Genomic DNA, 15,816 nt, shown 5'->3' with positions numbered 1-15,816 from the left:
AGCGCGAACAGGAGCTAGTACTGAGCTTTGGACCGGAGAGCATTCTTCGGCATCTTTGATTTGCCCCGCCTACCCGACTCTTGGGATTCAGGGCGGTAGTCGTAGTAGGCGTGGGTGTTAGCCTTTTTTTCCAGCCGGTTCACGACTACGCCGAGTAGCCGTGCTTTGACCGACTCCAGATTTGCAACCGCTTGCACGACGTCGGCCCTGTTGGTGCGACCGTCAGCACTGACGACGAGGACCACGCCACTGGACATAGCTCCCAGTACTGCCGGATCCGTGACGGGCAGGAGAGGCGGAGCGTCGATAATAACCACTTCGTATGTGTCCTCGAAACGACTGATGAGTTTTGCCATCGTCGAGGAGCCGAGCAATTCACTCGGGTTCGGAGCTGACCGTCCAGAAGCTAGAACATGTAGAGCCTCGCCCCGTCCCCAAAGCTGGACTGCATCTTCGAACTCGACTGTGTGCGAGAGGACACCCGATAGCCCAACAGACCCTTCGATACCCAGGGCCCTTGCAACTCGCGGTCGTCTGAGGTCTGCATCGACAAGGAGTACCCGGCTTCCGCCTTCCGCCAGCATAATGGCGAGGTTGACGGCCGTGGATGTTTTACCCTCTCCGGCAATAGCGGAAGAAACCACCACGGTCTGAGGACCGCCGTCAAGGTTTGTGAACTGGAGATGCGTGCGGAGTTGCCGGAAACTTTCCGCTCGCTGGCTGAACTGGTCTCCCTGCGTAACTAGCGGCTCACTTTCCACACTGGTGTCGGTGGAGAATGTGCCAAGAACGCCCGCTCCAACAGTTCGTTCAACATCATCCAAGCCACGGACTCTCGTATCCAGAAGCTCCCGCAGCAGCGCATACGTTGCGCCTATCAACAGTCCGAGGAGAGCTCCGAGCGCGAGGTTGATTGGGACCTTCGGAGACGATGGCGCGGTCGCCGGCATCGCCTGCTCAAATACGCTCAGGTGAACGATATTTACATCCTCGACTTCATTCACGGCTGCAATGAGTTCGGTTGCCACCGCGTTGGCAATATCGGCTGCCAGTTCGGGGCTGGAGTCAGAAGCGGATACGTTGATGAGAACGGTTTGCGTTGGAGAGGTGGCCGTCACCTTGCCGGCCAAGGCCTTACCATCGCCCAGGCGGAGCTGCTGCGCTGCTGCCTGGAGAACTCGCGGGCTCGTCGCCAAACTTACGTATGAAGTGACTCGCTTTTCCGCGAATGCGTTACCCTGCGAAACGTCCGCCGCCGAGGCTCCCGCCTTTACAGAAACAAATAGCTGGCTCTTCGATTGAAACTGCGGAGTCTGCATCAACGTGTAACCAGCCGCCAGTCCCAAGCCGATCAAGGTCACAGCCACGATGGAAATCCACCGCCGCCGGACGACACGCAAATAGTCCTTCAACTCCATATGTTCCCCGGCAAGTCCCGCCGCCGAAGCAGCTCTGTTAAGTAGGTTTTAGGAGATCAGAACACCCCCGCGGACGATTTTACACGCAGCGCACGTTGTTCTCCGCCTCCGTCAACTTGTCACGAAGGGCTTCACAATCGCTTCCTCGATTGACAATCGAAACCTAAAGTTTCATCAGCTTACTGACCATTATTCGGCGGGTACCATCTGATCCGTTGAAGAGATGTGACTAACGGTGAAGTAAGGTAAGTTCTGGTCATCGGCGCTAACCTCGGGCCCTCCTCGCGGCCCCTTTCCGAATGAAACAGAGCCGCCGCTCGCCAAAAGACGTAGTCGCGAAAGCAGGGTATAACCGGGAAAGACTACACCGCCAGAAGAGGGAAATATGTCAGTCGAGCAGACACCGGTAGGACAAGGGACCGGACATGCGAGAGCTGTCCCTCATCGCCACTCGAAAGACCGCAAGGGAAAGGCCGGCCGCAGCATCAGGCGGAGGGTGGCGTACGCTGCCATCGTGCTAGCTCTACTGCTGCTTTGCGGAGGCGGTTGGCTTATATTTCGCGCTATGGACGCGAAGAGCCATTTGACGTCCGCGGCATCCTTGGTGACTCAAATGAAGACCCAACTGGCCGATGGCAAGATATCAGAATCGAAAAGCCTACTGCGGGAAGTTCAGGACCATACACGGGCTGCTCGCTCTGATGTAGAAGATCCCCTTTGGCAATTATCGAGTGGCGTACCACTACTTGGTACGAATTTCGCTGCTGTGGGGCAGTTGGCTCAAGCAGCTGATTCCGTCGCCTCGGAAGCGGCGGGACCTCTATTGGATACTTTCGACTCCCTTTCCTCAGGGGAGCTAACCCCTAAAGATGGCGGCATCAATCTAGGCGTACTAAGGGATGCAGTACCCAACATAGTGAAGGCTGCCAGCACAACCGAAGCAGCCACCACCCGTCTTGAGTCCGTGGACAAGAGCCATCTGCTTCCGCAGATTTCCAGTCCCTTCGAGGGGGTCCTTCAACTGCTGCAGTCTGCCCGGGGACCTCTCAACGAAGCCGCAATGCTCAGCCGGCCGCTTCCTGAAATGCTCGGCTCAGGTGAACCACGGAACTATCTCTTACTGATTCAGAACAACGCCGAATTGAGGGCCACAGGAGGCCTTGCTGGTGCACTCGCAGTCGTCAGGGTAGACCAGGGGAAGATAGAGTTGACTGCTCAAACCACCGCCTCGGCACTCGGGAAGTTCGTCCCTCCGATCGTTGTAGATGCAGACCAGGAACACATATATTCCAACAAGCTGGGTAAGCAAATTAGTGGCGCAAACCTGACACCAGACTTCCCCACAGCAGCTCAAACAGCGAAGTCGATGTGGGAAACCCGTTACGGCACTGCCATAGATGGTGTGGTAGCCCTCGATCCCATCGTCCTCTCCCACCTCCTTAAAGCTACTGGTCCTCTTCGCCTTGATTCGCTCCCCGGTACAAGCCTGCACGGTTCCTTACCAACCACTCTCACAGCCGACAACGTCACCAAGGTCCTTCTGGCCGATGCCTATACAACGCTGAACTATGCGGATCAGGATAATTACTTTGCAGATGCAGCAAAGCGAGTGTTCGAAGCACTTACATCCGGAAAAGCCCCGGGGGTGGAACTCATGCAAGCTGTGGCCCAGAGTGCGGGCGAAGACCGACTTCGGGTTTGGAGTTCGCGGAAACAGGAACAGCAGGTTCTGGCTTCTTCCGCAATAGGTGGATCCGTGATGTCAGGGCCGGACGCTTCGCCCGGATCTTTCGGTGTCTATTTCAACGATGGGACTGGCTCGAAGATGGACTATTACGTCCGGCAGAAGATCCAGCTTGTGCCTCAATGCGCCGTTAACGGCTATGGGCAAACAACAGTCAAAGTATCCCTGACCAACACTGCACCCACCGATGCTGCAACATCCTTGCCTGCTGGCGTAACCGGTGGTGGCGCCTATGGAGTGCCGCCCGGAGTGGTCCAGACGAATGTGGTCGTTTACGGGCCACCAGAGGCACGTGTCAATACAGCGAAGTTGGATGGCACCAAGTCTGATTTTTCACCCTTCATTCACGGAAACCGTCCGGTCGGGATGGTTTCGATTAGAGTCGCTCCTGGCGAAAGCCACACTGTTGAATTTGAGTTCTCACAGATCCCGCAGGGAACGCAATCCCACATCGTTGTCACGCCTAGCGTCCAGAATGTCAAAGACGTCATCCTTCCTCCAGAAGCGGCTGACTGCAACTAAGGAATGAAAAAATTTAGACCAGCTGTTACCTGCGTCCCAGATTGCTCATAAGTAACAGCAGGTGATAACGTCTTTTCGGGATATGTATCCGTAGTTCTGCACATGGTCTCGTGTGGATGGGGGACTCCCCAATGTCGGGTATTCAGGAAAACTTATACGTCTCCGGGGGGACACATGAAAAAAACACTCGCAGCACTCGCACTTGCTGGTTCCATCGCTCTCATTGGCACCGCCCCTGCGGTGGCGGCAACTTACCCACCCCTTCCGCCGCAGGCCGCAGTGTCCGACGGCGTGGTTGGACCCGGCGAAACATTCATCTTCAGGGGTCAGGGCTTCCTTGCCGGTGAAACCCTGACAATCCGCGTCACCCCTGGCCAGGCTCCAGCTTCAAATGGTGCAAATATCGCTGGTAGCCGAGCTGTTGCAGGTCGCATCAGTGTAGTTACAGAGGCTCAGACCCTCTCAGCAACGGCTGACGCCCAGGGCGCGGTGGCAGTGCCGATCGCCATTAACGAGCCAGGAACATACTCAATCACGGCGACCGGAAACACTTCCGGCATCACGGTTGGCCCTGTTGTAGTTACGGTGGCTGCTTCCTTGGCTAACACGGGTGGGGACATTGCTGGCGCTCCTTTGGCCAACACCGGAGGCCTGGCCAACACCGGAGCCGACTCCAACCTGGTTCTTTGGACCTTGGTTGGTGCGGGCGCCCTGGCCGCCGGCGCAACTTCGGTGGTAGTCGTTCGTCGTCGGGCCAAGGTTGATGCCCCCTAGTTGTAAAACCTCCTAGCATCAAAAGGTGGGCTGTTTTCCCTATAGGGAGAACAGCCCACCTTCTGCTTTGTGTGGTATCTATTTGATGTATGGGGAGACATTGGAGCAGAACGCCGCGGCAGTATGACTTTTCGATTCCGCTTCCGCAGCCGCAAGTACTTCGTTACCTACTTCTTCTGCTGCTTGCTGGATCGTCCATCGGGATGGCCGCGTTTGCCCTTCTGCAGACCTCCTGAGGACCGCTTGAGGCTCCTCGATGACCACAGCCTGTGGAAAGTGGTGCTTGCCGCTTTGGCGGTCCCACTCGGCTTCATCGCCTTCTGGCCGTCACCAGTAGATCACCCCATGACTGGACAGCTCTCGATCATACTGGGATTTTTGCGCCGCCAGGGTATCCCTGGGTGGGTCAACTACGGATTCGTAGAAGCCTCGGGTAACGTCGTCCTTTTTATGCCGTTCGGTCTTGTGGGTGCATTTGCATTTCCGAGGACGCGCTGGTGGCACATTGGCGCGTTCGGATTCTTAGTTTCCGGCTCCATCGAGCTGGGGCAGTTCCTGTTTCTTCATGCCCGCTCCGCGAGCCTCTGGGACATCGTGGCGAACTCCTGCGGGGCCGTTCTTGGCTCTTTGCTAGCCGCCCTACCGAAAAAGGGAAGGAGGCCCGGAGCCTTTTCGCGCCGGGCCTCCCAAAGCGATGGTTAGCCGACGAATCCCTTCATCCAGGTCTTCAAATCCTCACCGAACTCCACGCGCTCGGACGCAAGGGTGATGACGGCCTTGAGGTAGCTCAGTTTGTCACCCGTGTCGTAACGGCGTCCCTTGAATACCACACCGTACACACCAGAGCCCTCACCGTCGCTGGCAGCTAGAGTCTGCAAGGCGTCCGTCAGCTGAATCTCGTTGCCGCGGCCCGGCTCTGTGTTCTCCAGGACACTGAACACTTTGTGGTGCAACACGTAGCGGCCAATGACCGCGAGGTTGGACGGTGCGTCAGCGGCAGATGGCTTCTCCACCAAGCTGTTGACGCGGACGTAGTCCTCGCCATCCACGGAAGTGACGTCGGCGCAGCCATATGCGCTGATCTGCGAGGGATCGACCTCAATCAGTGCGATAACGGAACCACCGGTCTTCTGCTGCACCTCCATCATGGTACTGAGCAGGTTCTCAGCCTCATCAATGAGGTCGTCACCCAGCAGTACTGCAAAGGGCTCGTCGCCTACGTGCTGCTGCGCGCAGAGCACTGCGTGCCCCAGGCCCTTGGCCTCGCCCTGGCGGACGTAGTGGATGGGGCCCAGGTTGGAGGCGTACTCCACCATGCCAAGCTTCGTCTTGTCCCCCTTGGCTTCGAGCGCAGCCTCCAAACCCGGCTCGCGGTCGAAGTGGTCCTCCAGGGCGCGCTTGTTGCGGCCCGTGATCATCAGCAGGTCCGTGAGGCCTGCGTCAACCGCTTCCTCCACCACGTACTGGATGGCCGGGCGATCAACCACCGGCAGCATTTCCTTCGGCATTGCCTTGGTGGCGGGCAGGAAGCGTGTCCCCAATCCGGCAGCAGGAATGACGGCTTTGGTAATAGCTTTCCCCTTAGTCATAGCTGAACCTTACAAATCAGCGGCAGACAAAGGCAATTTACCGCCGGTGAATTTCGGCTCGCGCTTCTCCTGGAAGGCCCGGAAACCCTCCGCGTAATCAACGGTCCTGCAGAGGCGATCGCGTGACCTCTTCCAGGAGTTCCAGCACGTGCCGGTAGTCCTGGCCCGTGGCGCGGGTCATGCCCAGCTCGCAGGTGCGGTTGCACGAGGCGTGCGCCGTCGCGTCCAGTTGCTCCACTTCCAAAGCCTGCTTCCGGGTGGCGGATGCCGTGAGCTCGGGGTGGAGCATTCCGCGGTCCCCCGCGAAGGCGCAGCAGCCCCAGTTCACCGGCACATCCACCTTCTCCGCCACGGCCTGGGCCACCGATTCCAAGGCACCGTTGATCCCCATCCGTGTGGAAGAGCAGGTGGGGTGCAAGGCCAGGGACTCGAGCTTTGCGTGCTCCGGCAGCCTGGGCAGGATGCGCTCGGCGACGAAGTCCACGGCATCCACGATCCGCAACGGCCGCTGACCTACCCGTGGGTCGTCGGCTTCCACCACCTGCCGGAGGCCCTCGGTGCAGGACGACGCATCACAAATGATGGCCAGCTCGCCGTTCCGGGTTGCCTCCCGCAGCGCTGCCAGGGTCTTCTCCTTCATGGTCGCCTGGCCGGCCCCCATTCCCTTCGAAGACCACGGCGTCCCGCAGCAGAGGGAATCGATGCCCTCCGGGACCAGCAGCGTGATCCCAGCCCGTTCACACAGCTGCTCCAGGCTGTACTGGACGCCCCGTCCGCCAGCGGGACCACCGGGTTGGGAACCCGCACCGGCCGGCCCGAACATCGTCCCCACGCAGGCGGGGAAGTAGACGGCGTCCGGTGCCCGGTCCGGCGTCGGGCGCTTGCGTGCGGAACCGCCGCCGGGCAGTTCGGGCGAGTACAGGGGCACCGTGTCCGTGCCCAGCACCGCACGCGCCGCCTTGTTGGGCGCCACGACGGCCGGGGCTGGCAGCCTGTCCACCACGGTCAGGGCCAGCGAAGCCCCGCGCGTGACCCCGCCCCAGTGCTTGGCCGCAGCGTTCCAGGCCGCGTTGGCCACCGGACCGGCGTCCTCGCGGCGCAACCGCTTGACCAGCAACCCGGTGTTGATGTCCACGGGGCAGGCCGTCTGGCACATGCCGTCCACGGCGCAGGTCTGCACGGACTCGTAGTCGTAGTCCCGCTCCAGCTCTTTAACCAACGCCGTGTCGCCGGCGAGCCGTGCTGCCTCGATGGCGCGCAGGGTGACGATGCGCTGGCGGGGCGTCAGGGTCAGGTCCTTGCTGGGGCACACCGGCTCGCAGTACCCGCAGGAGACGCAGCGGTCCACTTCCTCAGCCACCGGCGGCGCCGTCTTGATGTGCCGCAGATGCGCCTTGGGATCATCGTCCATGAGCACGCCGGGATTGAGCATGCCGGCGGGATCGAACAGCTCCTTGATCCGGCGCATTACGCCGTACAGCTCGCCCCCGTACTGCCGCCGCACATACGGTGCCATCACCCGGCCGGTGCCGTGCTCCGCCTTGAGCGAGCCGCCCTCCCCCAGGACCAGGTCCACCATGTCCTCGGTGAACGCGCTGTACCTGTCCAGCTCCTCCGCCGTGGCGAAGCCGTCCGTGAGCATGAAGTGGACGTTGCCGTCCTTCGCATGCCCAAAGATCACACTGTTTTCGTACCGGTACTTGTCGAACAGCCTTATCAATTCACGGCACGTGCGGCCCAGGACCGGGACCGGCACCACAATGTCCTCCAGCAGTGCCGTGGTCCCCTGCGGCCGGGCACCCGCCACGGAGGCGTACAGGCCCTTGCGCAGGTGCCACAGCTGGGCGCGGGCGGACGCATCAGCAGTGAACTGCGCCGGGGCAGCCAGCTTGAGGCCGGCGAGGGCGCGTTCGCCCACCTCACGCAGTGCCGCAACCTGATCCGGCTGCCCGGCGGAGTATTCCACCAGCAGCGCCGCGTGTTCGTGCACCGCAAGGTCGCGTACGACGGCGGGAGTTCCCTTCAGCGCCTGGCCCACCTTGAGCGAGAGCGCGTCCAGGAGTTCCACCGTGGCGGCGCCGGTGTCCACCAGCGCCGGCAATGCGGCGTTGGCGGCCTGCAGGTCCGGGAAGACAAGCAAGCCGGTGGCGGAGTGCGAAAGCCGCGGGATGGTCCGGAACACCGCCTCTGCCACGAAGCCCAGGGTGCCTTCGCTGCCGACGATCAGGTGCGCCAGCATTTCCACCGGGCGCTCATAGTCCAGCAGGGAGTTCAGGCCGTAGCCCATGGTGTTCTTCATGCTGAACTGCTGCCTGATGCGGTTCACGGAATCGCTGTTCCCCCGCACCCTTGCCGCGAGCTGCACCAGGCCGTCATACAGTTCCGGTTCCAGCGTCCGCAGCCGGGTGTCCGCGTCCATCGCCCCAGTGTCAATTACCGTCCCGGACGGCAGCACCACGGTGAGCGACTCGAGCGTGCGGTACGCATTGTCCACCGTTCCGCAGTTCATGCCCGAGGAGTTGTTCGCCACCACGCCGCCGATGGTGCACGCGGCCTCGCTGGCCGGGTCCGGCCCGAACTTGCGCCCGTAGCGCGCCAGCCGCGCATTCAAGGCCCGCACCGTGACTCCCGGCTGCACGCGGACCCGCGCACCGCCGTCGAGCACTTCAACATCCCGGAAGTTGCGGCGCACGTCCACCAGCACGCCGTCCGTGACGGCCTGTCCGCTGAGGCTGGTGCCGCCGGAACGAAGGGTGAGCGGAACGCCCTGCGCCGCGCTGGCCCGGAGCAGCGCGCCCACCTCCGCGGCGTCCTTGGCCACGGCCACCGCCTGGGGGATGAGCAGGAAGTGCGAGGCGTCATGGGCGTTGGCGTGCAGGTCGATGGCACGGGTCTTCACCTGTGCGGGATCGGCCACGGCCTGCCGGAAAAATTCGAGTTTCTGCATCAGGGAACCATCCAGCCGAGTAGGGGGGTGGACTGCAGGAAGATCAGTACCGTGATGAGGGCCAGCAGGCCCAGGCTCCAGCCGATCAGCTTGCGGAACAGGGTTCCCTCTGCGCCTTCCAGCCCCACCGCGGCGGCGGCGACGGCCAGGTTCTGCAGGGAGAGCATCTTGCCCATGACGCCGGCCGAGGAGTTGGCGGCGGCCATCAGTACCGGGGAGAGTCCGGTCTGCCCGGCGGCGGTGGCCTGCATCTGGCCAAAGAGGGAGTTGGATGATGTGTCCGAGCCGGTGAGGGCCACGCCGATCCAGCCGATCAGCGGCGAAAGGAGGGCGAAGAAGCCGCCGGCCGAGGCAAGGGCGAATCCCAGCGTGGTGGTCTGTCCGGACAGGTTCATGACGAAGGACAGGGCCAGGACGGTGGTGACCGTGACGATGGTCCAGCGCAACTGCTTCAGGGTTTCCCAATAGACGCGCAGGCTTTTGCCAACCGGGATTTTGTACAGCGCCATGGTGAGCAGGCCGGAGAGCAACAACAGCGTCCCGGTGGATTTGAGGTGGTCCAGCTTGAACTTGGTGGCCGCTACCGCTTTGCCCTCCGAGTCCTCAATGTGCAGGCCGGGCCAGGCGAACGTCACGGTGCCCACCTGCCCCAGCCAGGTTTTGATGAACGGGATCTGGGCGATGGAAAACACGGCGATGATGATCAGGTAGGGCGCGACGGCGAGCCACACCTCACGGGGCGCCGGGCGGGAATTGTCCGTGGGGACTCCGGAACGGTCCGGAACACTCCCCTGCCGGGCACCCACCGTCGTGCTTACCTGCGTGCCGTTACCGACCGCACTCTTTCGGCCGGCCATGGCTGGAATTGACACATCCTGTACCGACCCTTCCGCGCGCACCGACTCCTTCGGCTGCCAGGCCTTCAGCATCAGCAGCACCGCCGCCACCGTGACCACCGCGGCCACCACGTCGGTCAGTTCCACGGCAAAGAAGTTGGACGTGATGAACTGCGCGGCGGCGAACGCGGCGCCGGCCACCAGTGCAACGGGCCAGGTCTGCTTGAGGCCGCGCCTGCCGTCCACTATGAAGACCAGGAGCAGCGGCACGATGAGGGCGATGAAGGGGGTTTGGCGGCCCGCCATTGAAGAGAGATCGTGCAGCGACAGGCCGGTGACGCCGTTCAGGGCGATGATGGGCGCGGCCATGGCGCCAAAGGCTACCGGGGCGGTGTTGGCCAACAGCGAGACGACGGCGGACTTGAGCGGCTTCATGCCGGCGGCCATCAGCATGGCTGCGGAGATCGCGACGGGCGCGCCGAAGCCTGCCAGCGATTCGAGGAGAGCCCCGAAGCAGAACGCAATCAGGATCGAGAGGATCCGCAGGTCGTTGGAGATGGAGCGGATGGTCCGGCCCAGGGCATCGAACCAGCGCGTGGCCACCGTGAGCTTGTAGATCCAGAGCGCATTGACCAGGATCCACAGGATGGGGAACAGCCCGTAAAAGATGCCCGCGGCGGTGGCGCTGAGGGCTTGGTCCAGGGGCATCTGCCAGCCTGCGACGGCCAGGACGAAGGACAGGACCAAGCTGGCGATGGCAGCTTTGGCGGCTTTGACCCGGAAGACGCCCAGCAGGACGAACAGCAGGACCAGGGGAAGGGCCGCGCACAGGGCGGAAAGCAGGAGGGACCCGGCGATGGGGTCAAGGATCTGCTGAAACATTGGACTCCAGATGGTGAGCAGCGCCACATCGGCGTGACGACTCATCGATTGTCTAACAAGTACACATGTCCGTCAAGAGCGATGAATACTTGTCTGGCAAAATGGGATGGAGACGCCCTTGTTTGCTCGAAACTTGTTTGTTGGAACGGAGATCTGTGGCCGGCCGTATTGCAGCTGTCTCGATTGTGGAAGCGGTGGCTTCGGACCTGCGGCTCCGCATTTTCTCCGGTGAGCTACCCTCCGCCCACGCGCTGACGGAGACGGACGTGGCTACGTCCTACGACGTCGCTCGCCCCACCGCGAAGGCAGCCATCGAGAAGCTGGTGGCCGAGGGCCTGCTGGTTCGCGGCACGCACAAGACCGCCCGGGTGGCGGACCTGGGACCGGAATCGGTGCGGGATATCTACCTGGCCCGGGCGTACCTGGAGAGCGAAGTGCTTCGCCGGCTCGCCGCCGCACGCACAGTGCCCGCTGGGGCGGTACAGGCCAACCGGGATATCGCTGCGCTGGCCACCGGAGCGCCGCTGGACGTGGTGGAACCGGACATGCGGTTCCACACCAGCCTGATCGACGCCGTGGGGAACGAGCGGATCAGCAGGATGTACTCGTCCCTCGTGGCCGAAGTACGCCTGTGCATGTCCCGGGTACAGTCGCTGCACCTCCTGGACACCACTTTGATCCAGGCTGAACACGAAAAGCTCCTGAAGCTGATCGAGGCCGGACAAGGCGAAGAGGCCGCCCAGCTCCTGGACCAGCACCTGGGACGCGCGCGCGAGCGCCTGGTGGCCGCGATGGGCGGCGAGGCGGGCCCGGAAGCGGACCTGCCGTCCATGCCGGTGCGGCAGTAACTCAGCGCACCCTGTCAGCTGTCTGTTCGTACAGCCATGCGATATGGCTCCGCAGCAGCTCCGCGGCGCGCTCGGCGTCCTTTGCCTCCACAGCATCGAAGATCCCGTGGTGGTGGGCCCTCAGCTGCTCCAGCACTATGGGCCACTGCCCAAGGGCATCCAGGGCGTCCTTGAGGTAGCCACGGATTGAGCCGCTGAGCGACTCCATGATCGTTTCGATAACCGTGTTACCGCCCATGGCACTGAGGGCCAGGTGGAACTCCGCGTCGAGGGCGTGGAATGTTTCCGGATCGATGTCCGGGGCATCCATGGCCTCGAGCAGTTCCCTGGCCCGCTGGATCCCGGCCGGGTCGTCGTGCAGGGCCGCCGTCCTGGCTGCCCAGGTTTCCAGAAGAATCCGGGCTTCGACGATCTCCTCAACCGGAAGACGGCTGCTGGCAATGTGCAGGCGTAGGGTGGCGGACAAGCCGGCTGACGGCTCGGAAACGATGACCGAGCCAGACTTGGGGCCGGACCTGTTGGAACTTCGAAGGACCCCCATGGCGTCCAGCAGGCGCATGGCTTCGCGCACTGAAGCGCGCGAAATGCCGTAGGTTTCCGCCAGTATCCGTTCACCTGGCAGCTGATCCCCGATTTTGAACCGGCCAGAGCGCAGCCCCGCCTCAATATCCTCTACCAGGACGTCGTACGTCCGCCTGGATCCCGGTGCCACCGAAGGTTTGGTCATGGATCCATCCTGCCCTAACAACCAGCACCTGCGTCCTGTCCTGTCCTGTCCTGCTGCGCCACCGAAAACCGGCGCAGCAGGACAGAAGCGGATCAAGGAACCGTGGGACGGGTTGTCCGGCTCAGATTGCCTTGCCGGGATTGAGGATTCCCTGGGGGTCGAAGACATTGCGGATGGCGCGCTGGAGTTCCAGCGAGGTGCTGCCGAGCTCATCCTCGAGCCAATCGCGCTTGAGCAGGCCGACGCCGTGTTCCCCGGTCAGCGTGCCGCCCAGGCGCTGTGCCAGGTAGAACATGTCGCCAAGGGCCTTTTTGGCCGGTCCTTCCGTGATGGATTGGTCGGGGTTGACGACGATCATCGGGTGCAGGTTGCCGTCCGCTGCGTGGGCCACATTGAAGATCCGGACCCCCGTCTTCCGGGAGATGTCCTCCAGCCCCGCAAAGACATCTGCCAGCCGGTTCCGCGGCACGCCGATGTCGCAAATGGACACGCGGCCCAACGTCTCAAGCGAGGGAATCGCTTCCCGCCGGGTGGCCACGAGCGCGTCCGCAGCCGACGTGTCCACTGCCTTCTCGACGTGACTGGCGAAGGGTTCAATGGCTTTGAGGAGGACGTCCTGCTCTAGGAACGCGCCGTACCCGTCAGTCTGCGCCAGCAGGAAGGCGCCGCCCTTGGACCGGTGGTTGGTGCCATGCACGGTATCGACGGCTTCCAGCGTGGGGCCGTCCATGAGTTCCAGCACCGAGGGCTGCAGCCGGGCGGCGATGATGGCGGATGCTGCCAGCGCGGCGGCGTCCACGTCCGGGAAATAGGCGGCGACGGTGGCGGTCTGGATGGGTTTGGGCCGCAGACGGAGCGTAGCTTCGACCACCACGCCCAGCGTTCCCTCGGAGCCGATCATCAGCGCGTTCAGGTCGTATCCCGTGACGCCCTTGATGGTGTTCCGCCCGGTCCGCAGCACCCGGCCGTCGGGCAGGACCACGCGGAGGGCGAGCACGGATTCCCGTGTAACCCCATATTTTGCGCACCACATTCCGCCGGCATTGGTGGCAATGTTGCCGCCGATGGAGCAGATTGCCGTGCTGGCCGGGTCCGGTGCATAAAAGAGTCCATGCTCCCCCGCGGCCGCATTCACCTCCGCGTTGAGGACGCCGGGTTCAACCACGGCCAACTGCTCCACGGGATCGATGTGCAGGATCCGGTTCATCCGGGCCAGGTCAAGGACTACTTCCCCGGCCTGCGCGGAAGCTCCGGCGGCAAGGCCCGTTCCGGCTCCCCGGGGAACCACCGGGACATTGTGGGCCGCGGCAAGCTTCATGGTTGCCACAACTTCTTCGGCACTGGTGGCATAAACGACGCCATCGGGCAGGCTCGGCGGAACGTAGCCGGAACGGTCCGTGCTTACCCTGACCCGCTCATCCAGGTCTGTGGAGGTGTGAGCGCTTGCAGCCAAAAGCGCTGCTGATGCTGTGACAGCTGTAGTTGTACTCATGGGAAGGAAACCTCTTTGTTTTCTAGGTGGGTTCTTTGGGCACCCGGCCGGGCGGAACCGCTCCGCCCGGCCGTATTCCCGGTGTGCAAGGGTGGCGCCGGCTAGGGGATCATCCAGCCGAGTACCGGGGTGGACTGCAGGACGATCAGCACCGTGATCAGGGCCAGCAGGCCCAGGCTCCAGCCGATCAGTTTGCGGAACAGCGTGCCCTCGGCGCCCTCCAGGCCCACCGCCGCTGAGGCGACGGCCAGGTTTTGCAGCGAAAGCATCTTGCCCATCACGCCGGCCGAGGAGTTGGAGGCAGCCATCAGCACCGGCGGGAGGCCGGTCTGCGCGGCGGCGGTGGCCTGCATCTGCCCGAAGAGTGAGTTGGACGAGGTATCCGATCCGGTAAGGGCAACACCGATCCAGCCAATCAGCGGCGAGAGGAAGGCGAAGAAGCCGCCGGCGGACGCGAGGGCGAGGCCCAGGGAGGTGGTCTGTCCGGACAGGTTCATGACGAAGGACAGGGCCAGGACGGTGGTGACCGTGAGGATGGTCCAGCGCAGCTGCTTCAGGGTTTCCCAGTAAATGCGCAGGCCCTGGGCTGCCGACAGGCGGTACAGGATCATGGTGATGAGGCCGGAGACCAGAAGCAGGGTTCCGGTGGCTTTGAGGTGGTCGAACTTGAACTTCTGCGCGGCAACATGCTTCCCGCCGGCGTCCACGACGTCCAGGCCCGGCCAGGCGAAGCTGACGCTTCCGTTGGCGCTCAGCCAGTCCTTGACTGCGGGGATCTGGGCGATGGAGAAGACGGCCATGATGATCAGGTAGGGCGCCACAGCCATCCAGATTTCCCGGCGGACGGGCCGCTCCGTGGCGCTGGGCCGCACCGCGACCCGGGTGGTCGCAGCCGCGGAGACAGCCTCCGTAACCGATGCGGATGCCGGTATCCTTGCCGAACCGCGGCTGGAGGATGACGGGCCGGACGGACGTCCTTCCTCAAGATCGCCCGACCCGCCGGACTGCCCGGACATATCAATGATTTCCCGCGGCTGCCAGGCACGGAGCATCAGCAGCACGGCGGCCACGGTAGCCACCGCAGCCACGACGTCGGTCAGTTCCACAGCGATGAAGTTGGACGTGATGAACTGGAAGATGCCAAAGACTGCGCCGGCCACCAGTGCAACGGGCCAGGTCTGCTTGAGGCCGCGCCTGCCGTCCACGATGAAGACCAGGAGCAGCGGCACGATGAGGGCGATGAAGGGGGTCTGGCGGCCGGCCATCGAGGACAGGTCGTGCAGCGACAGGCCGGTCACGCCGTTCAGGGCGATGATGGGCGCGGCCATGGCACCGAAGGCCACCGGCGCGGTGTTGGCCAACAGCGAGACGATGGCGGATTTCAGCGGCTTCATGCCGGCGGCCATCAGCATCGCCGAGGTGATGGCAACCGGGGCGCCGAAACCGGCGAGTGATTCGAGGAGCGCGCCGAAGCAGAACGCAATCAGGATCGACAGGATCCGCAGATCGTTGGAGATGGAGCGGATGGTCCGGCCCAGGGCATCAAACCAAGGCGTGGCCACCGTGAGTTTGTAGAGCCAGAGCGCGTTAATGAGGATCCACAGGATGGGGAACAGGCCGTAGAAGGCTCCTTCTGCCGTGGCGCTGAAGACCTGGTCCACAGGCATACGCCAGACCATCAGGGCCAGGAGGATGGACAGCGCCAGGCTGGCGATCGCGGCTATAGCCGCTTTCACCCGGAAGACGCCCAGCAGGACAAACAGGAGAATCAACGGCAACGCCGCGCAGAGCGCGGACAGGCCGAGTGAACCCCAGAGGGGGTCCACGACTTGCTGGTAAGTGCTCACAAAAAACTCCTTTGTATTTGGAGCGGGGAGGGTGGGGCGCGATGAATGGGATAAGAAACGCCGAGCGGGAATTCCACAATGTGAGATTGAGATATTGCCTCGTGGACAAACTGTATGTATTGGTCTGACCGCTAGTCAATGGTCTGACCGATTATTCTGAAGCTCTTGTTTTTTCATCTGGCAGAACATA

11 protein-coding genes are annotated in these 15,816 nt (G+C 62.7%); 4 read left to right on the top strand and 7 right to left on the bottom strand.

Translation table 11 applies throughout. The features are described 5' to 3' along the window. Positions 1-14: 14 nt before the first annotated feature. Positions 15-1,418, bottom strand: a complete 1,404-nt coding sequence (locus tag ACV095_RS04570; RefSeq protein WP_478222989.1) for a tyrosine-protein kinase domain-containing protein — start codon at positions 1,416-1,418, stop codon at positions 15-17. 565 nt (positions 1,419-1,983) lie between these two features. On the opposite strand from ACV095_RS04570, the gene ACV095_RS04565 reads away from it, so the two are divergent. The 3 genes from ACV095_RS04565 to ACV095_RS04555 all read left to right on the top strand — a co-directional run bounded on the left by ACV095_RS04565 (position 1,984) and on the right by ACV095_RS04555 (position 5,160). Then, positions 1,984-3,684, top strand: coding sequence for a DUF4012 domain-containing protein (locus tag ACV095_RS04565; RefSeq protein WP_478222988.1), 1,701 nt, complete (start codon positions 1,984-1,986; stop codon positions 3,682-3,684). A 174-nt stretch (positions 3,685-3,858) separates the two neighbouring features. Next, positions 3,859-4,458: an LPXTG cell wall anchor domain-containing protein gene (locus tag ACV095_RS04560; protein WP_478222987.1), complete on the top strand. Its 600-nt coding sequence runs from the start codon at positions 3,859-3,861 to the stop codon at positions 4,456-4,458. Positions 4,459-4,581: 123 nt separating this feature from the next. Further along, a complete protein-coding gene (locus tag ACV095_RS04555; protein WP_478222986.1) occupies positions 4,582-5,160 on the top strand; it encodes a VanZ family protein in 579 nt (192 codons plus the stop codon). Here ACV095_RS04555 and galU read toward each other — a convergent pair. The 3 genes from galU to ACV095_RS04540 form a co-directional block, all read right to left on the bottom strand. After that, positions 5,157-6,047, bottom strand: a complete 891-nt coding sequence (galU, locus tag ACV095_RS04550) for a UTP--glucose-1-phosphate uridylyltransferase GalU (protein WP_478222985.1) — start codon at positions 6,045-6,047, stop codon at positions 5,157-5,159. The genes ACV095_RS04555 and galU overlap by 4 nt on opposite strands. Positions 6,048-6,144: 97 nt before the next feature. Further along, positions 6,145-8,994: an FAD-binding and (Fe-S)-binding domain-containing protein gene (locus tag ACV095_RS04545; protein WP_478222984.1), complete on the bottom strand. Its 2,850-nt coding sequence runs from the start codon at positions 8,992-8,994 to the stop codon at positions 6,145-6,147. Beyond that, a complete protein-coding gene (locus ACV095_RS04540) occupies positions 8,994-10,712 on the bottom strand; it encodes an L-lactate permease (RefSeq protein ID WP_478222983.1) in 1,719 nt (572 codons plus the stop codon). The genes ACV095_RS04545 and ACV095_RS04540 overlap by 1 nt, the downstream gene beginning before the upstream one ends. A gap of 155 nt (positions 10,713-10,867) precedes the next feature. On the opposite strand from ACV095_RS04540, the gene ACV095_RS04535 reads away from it, so the two are divergent. Beyond that, positions 10,868-11,560 carry a GntR family transcriptional regulator gene (locus tag ACV095_RS04535; protein WP_018768753.1) on the top strand — a complete coding sequence of 231 codons (693 nt, stop codon included), beginning with the start codon at positions 10,868-10,870 and terminating at the stop codon, positions 11,558-11,560. 1 nt (position 11,561) lies between these two features. Here the strand turns inward: ACV095_RS04535 and ACV095_RS04530 are convergent, their stop codons facing one another. The 3 genes from ACV095_RS04530 to ACV095_RS04520 form a co-directional block, all read right to left on the bottom strand. Then, positions 11,562-12,287 (bottom strand): FadR/GntR family transcriptional regulator, encoded by a 726-nt coding sequence (locus tag ACV095_RS04530; protein WP_377204436.1) that lies wholly within the window; start codon positions 12,285-12,287, stop codon positions 11,562-11,564. 121 nt (positions 12,288-12,408) lie between these two features. Further along, a complete protein-coding gene (locus tag ACV095_RS04525) occupies positions 12,409-13,779 on the bottom strand; it encodes an FAD-binding oxidoreductase (protein WP_026265688.1) in 1,371 nt (456 codons plus the stop codon). 101 nt (positions 13,780-13,880) lie between these two features. Continuing rightward, the gene (locus tag ACV095_RS04520) at positions 13,881-15,626 is read right to left on the bottom strand and encodes an L-lactate permease (protein ID WP_478222982.1); all 1,746 of its coding nucleotides are present in this window, start codon (positions 15,624-15,626) and stop codon (positions 13,881-13,883) included. Positions 15,627-15,816: the final 190 nt, after the last annotated feature.

The organism is Arthrobacter sp. JDC6, assembly GCF_056484025.1.
Note: the sequence above shows the minus strand (reverse complement) of the source record. Positions and strands in the feature narration are given on the sequence as shown.

Excerpts from the sequence above, each read along its gene's own strand:
- ACV095_RS04525 (WP_026265688.1), bottom strand. The coding sequence starts at position 13,779 with ATGAGTACAACTACAGCTGTCACAGCATCAGCAGCGCTTTTGGCTGCA.
- ACV095_RS04560 (WP_478222987.1), top strand. The coding sequence starts at position 3,859 with ATGAAAAAAACACTCGCAGCACTCGCACTTGCTGGTTCCATCGCTCTC.
- galU (WP_478222985.1), bottom strand. The coding sequence starts at position 6,047 with ATGACTAAGGGGAAAGCTATTACCAAAGCCGTCATTCCTGCTGCCGGA.
- ACV095_RS04545 (WP_478222984.1), bottom strand. The coding sequence starts at position 8,994 with ATGCAGAAACTCGAATTTTTCCGGCAGGCCGTGGCCGATCCCGCACAG.
- ACV095_RS04530 (WP_377204436.1), bottom strand. The coding sequence starts at position 12,287 with ATGACCAAACCTTCGGTGGCACCGGGATCCAGGCGGACGTACGACGTC.
- ACV095_RS04555 (WP_478222986.1), top strand. The coding sequence starts at position 4,582 with ATGACTTTTCGATTCCGCTTCCGCAGCCGCAAGTACTTCGTTACCTAC.
- ACV095_RS04540 (WP_478222983.1), bottom strand. The coding sequence starts at position 10,712 with ATGTTTCAGCAGATCCTTGACCCCATCGCCGGGTCCCTCCTGCTTTCC.
- ACV095_RS04570 (WP_478222989.1), bottom strand. The coding sequence starts at position 1,418 with ATGGAGTTGAAGGACTATTTGCGTGTCGTCCGGCGGCGGTGGATTTCC.
- ACV095_RS04565 (WP_478222988.1), top strand. The coding sequence starts at position 1,984 with ATGGACGCGAAGAGCCATTTGACGTCCGCGGCATCCTTGGTGACTCAA.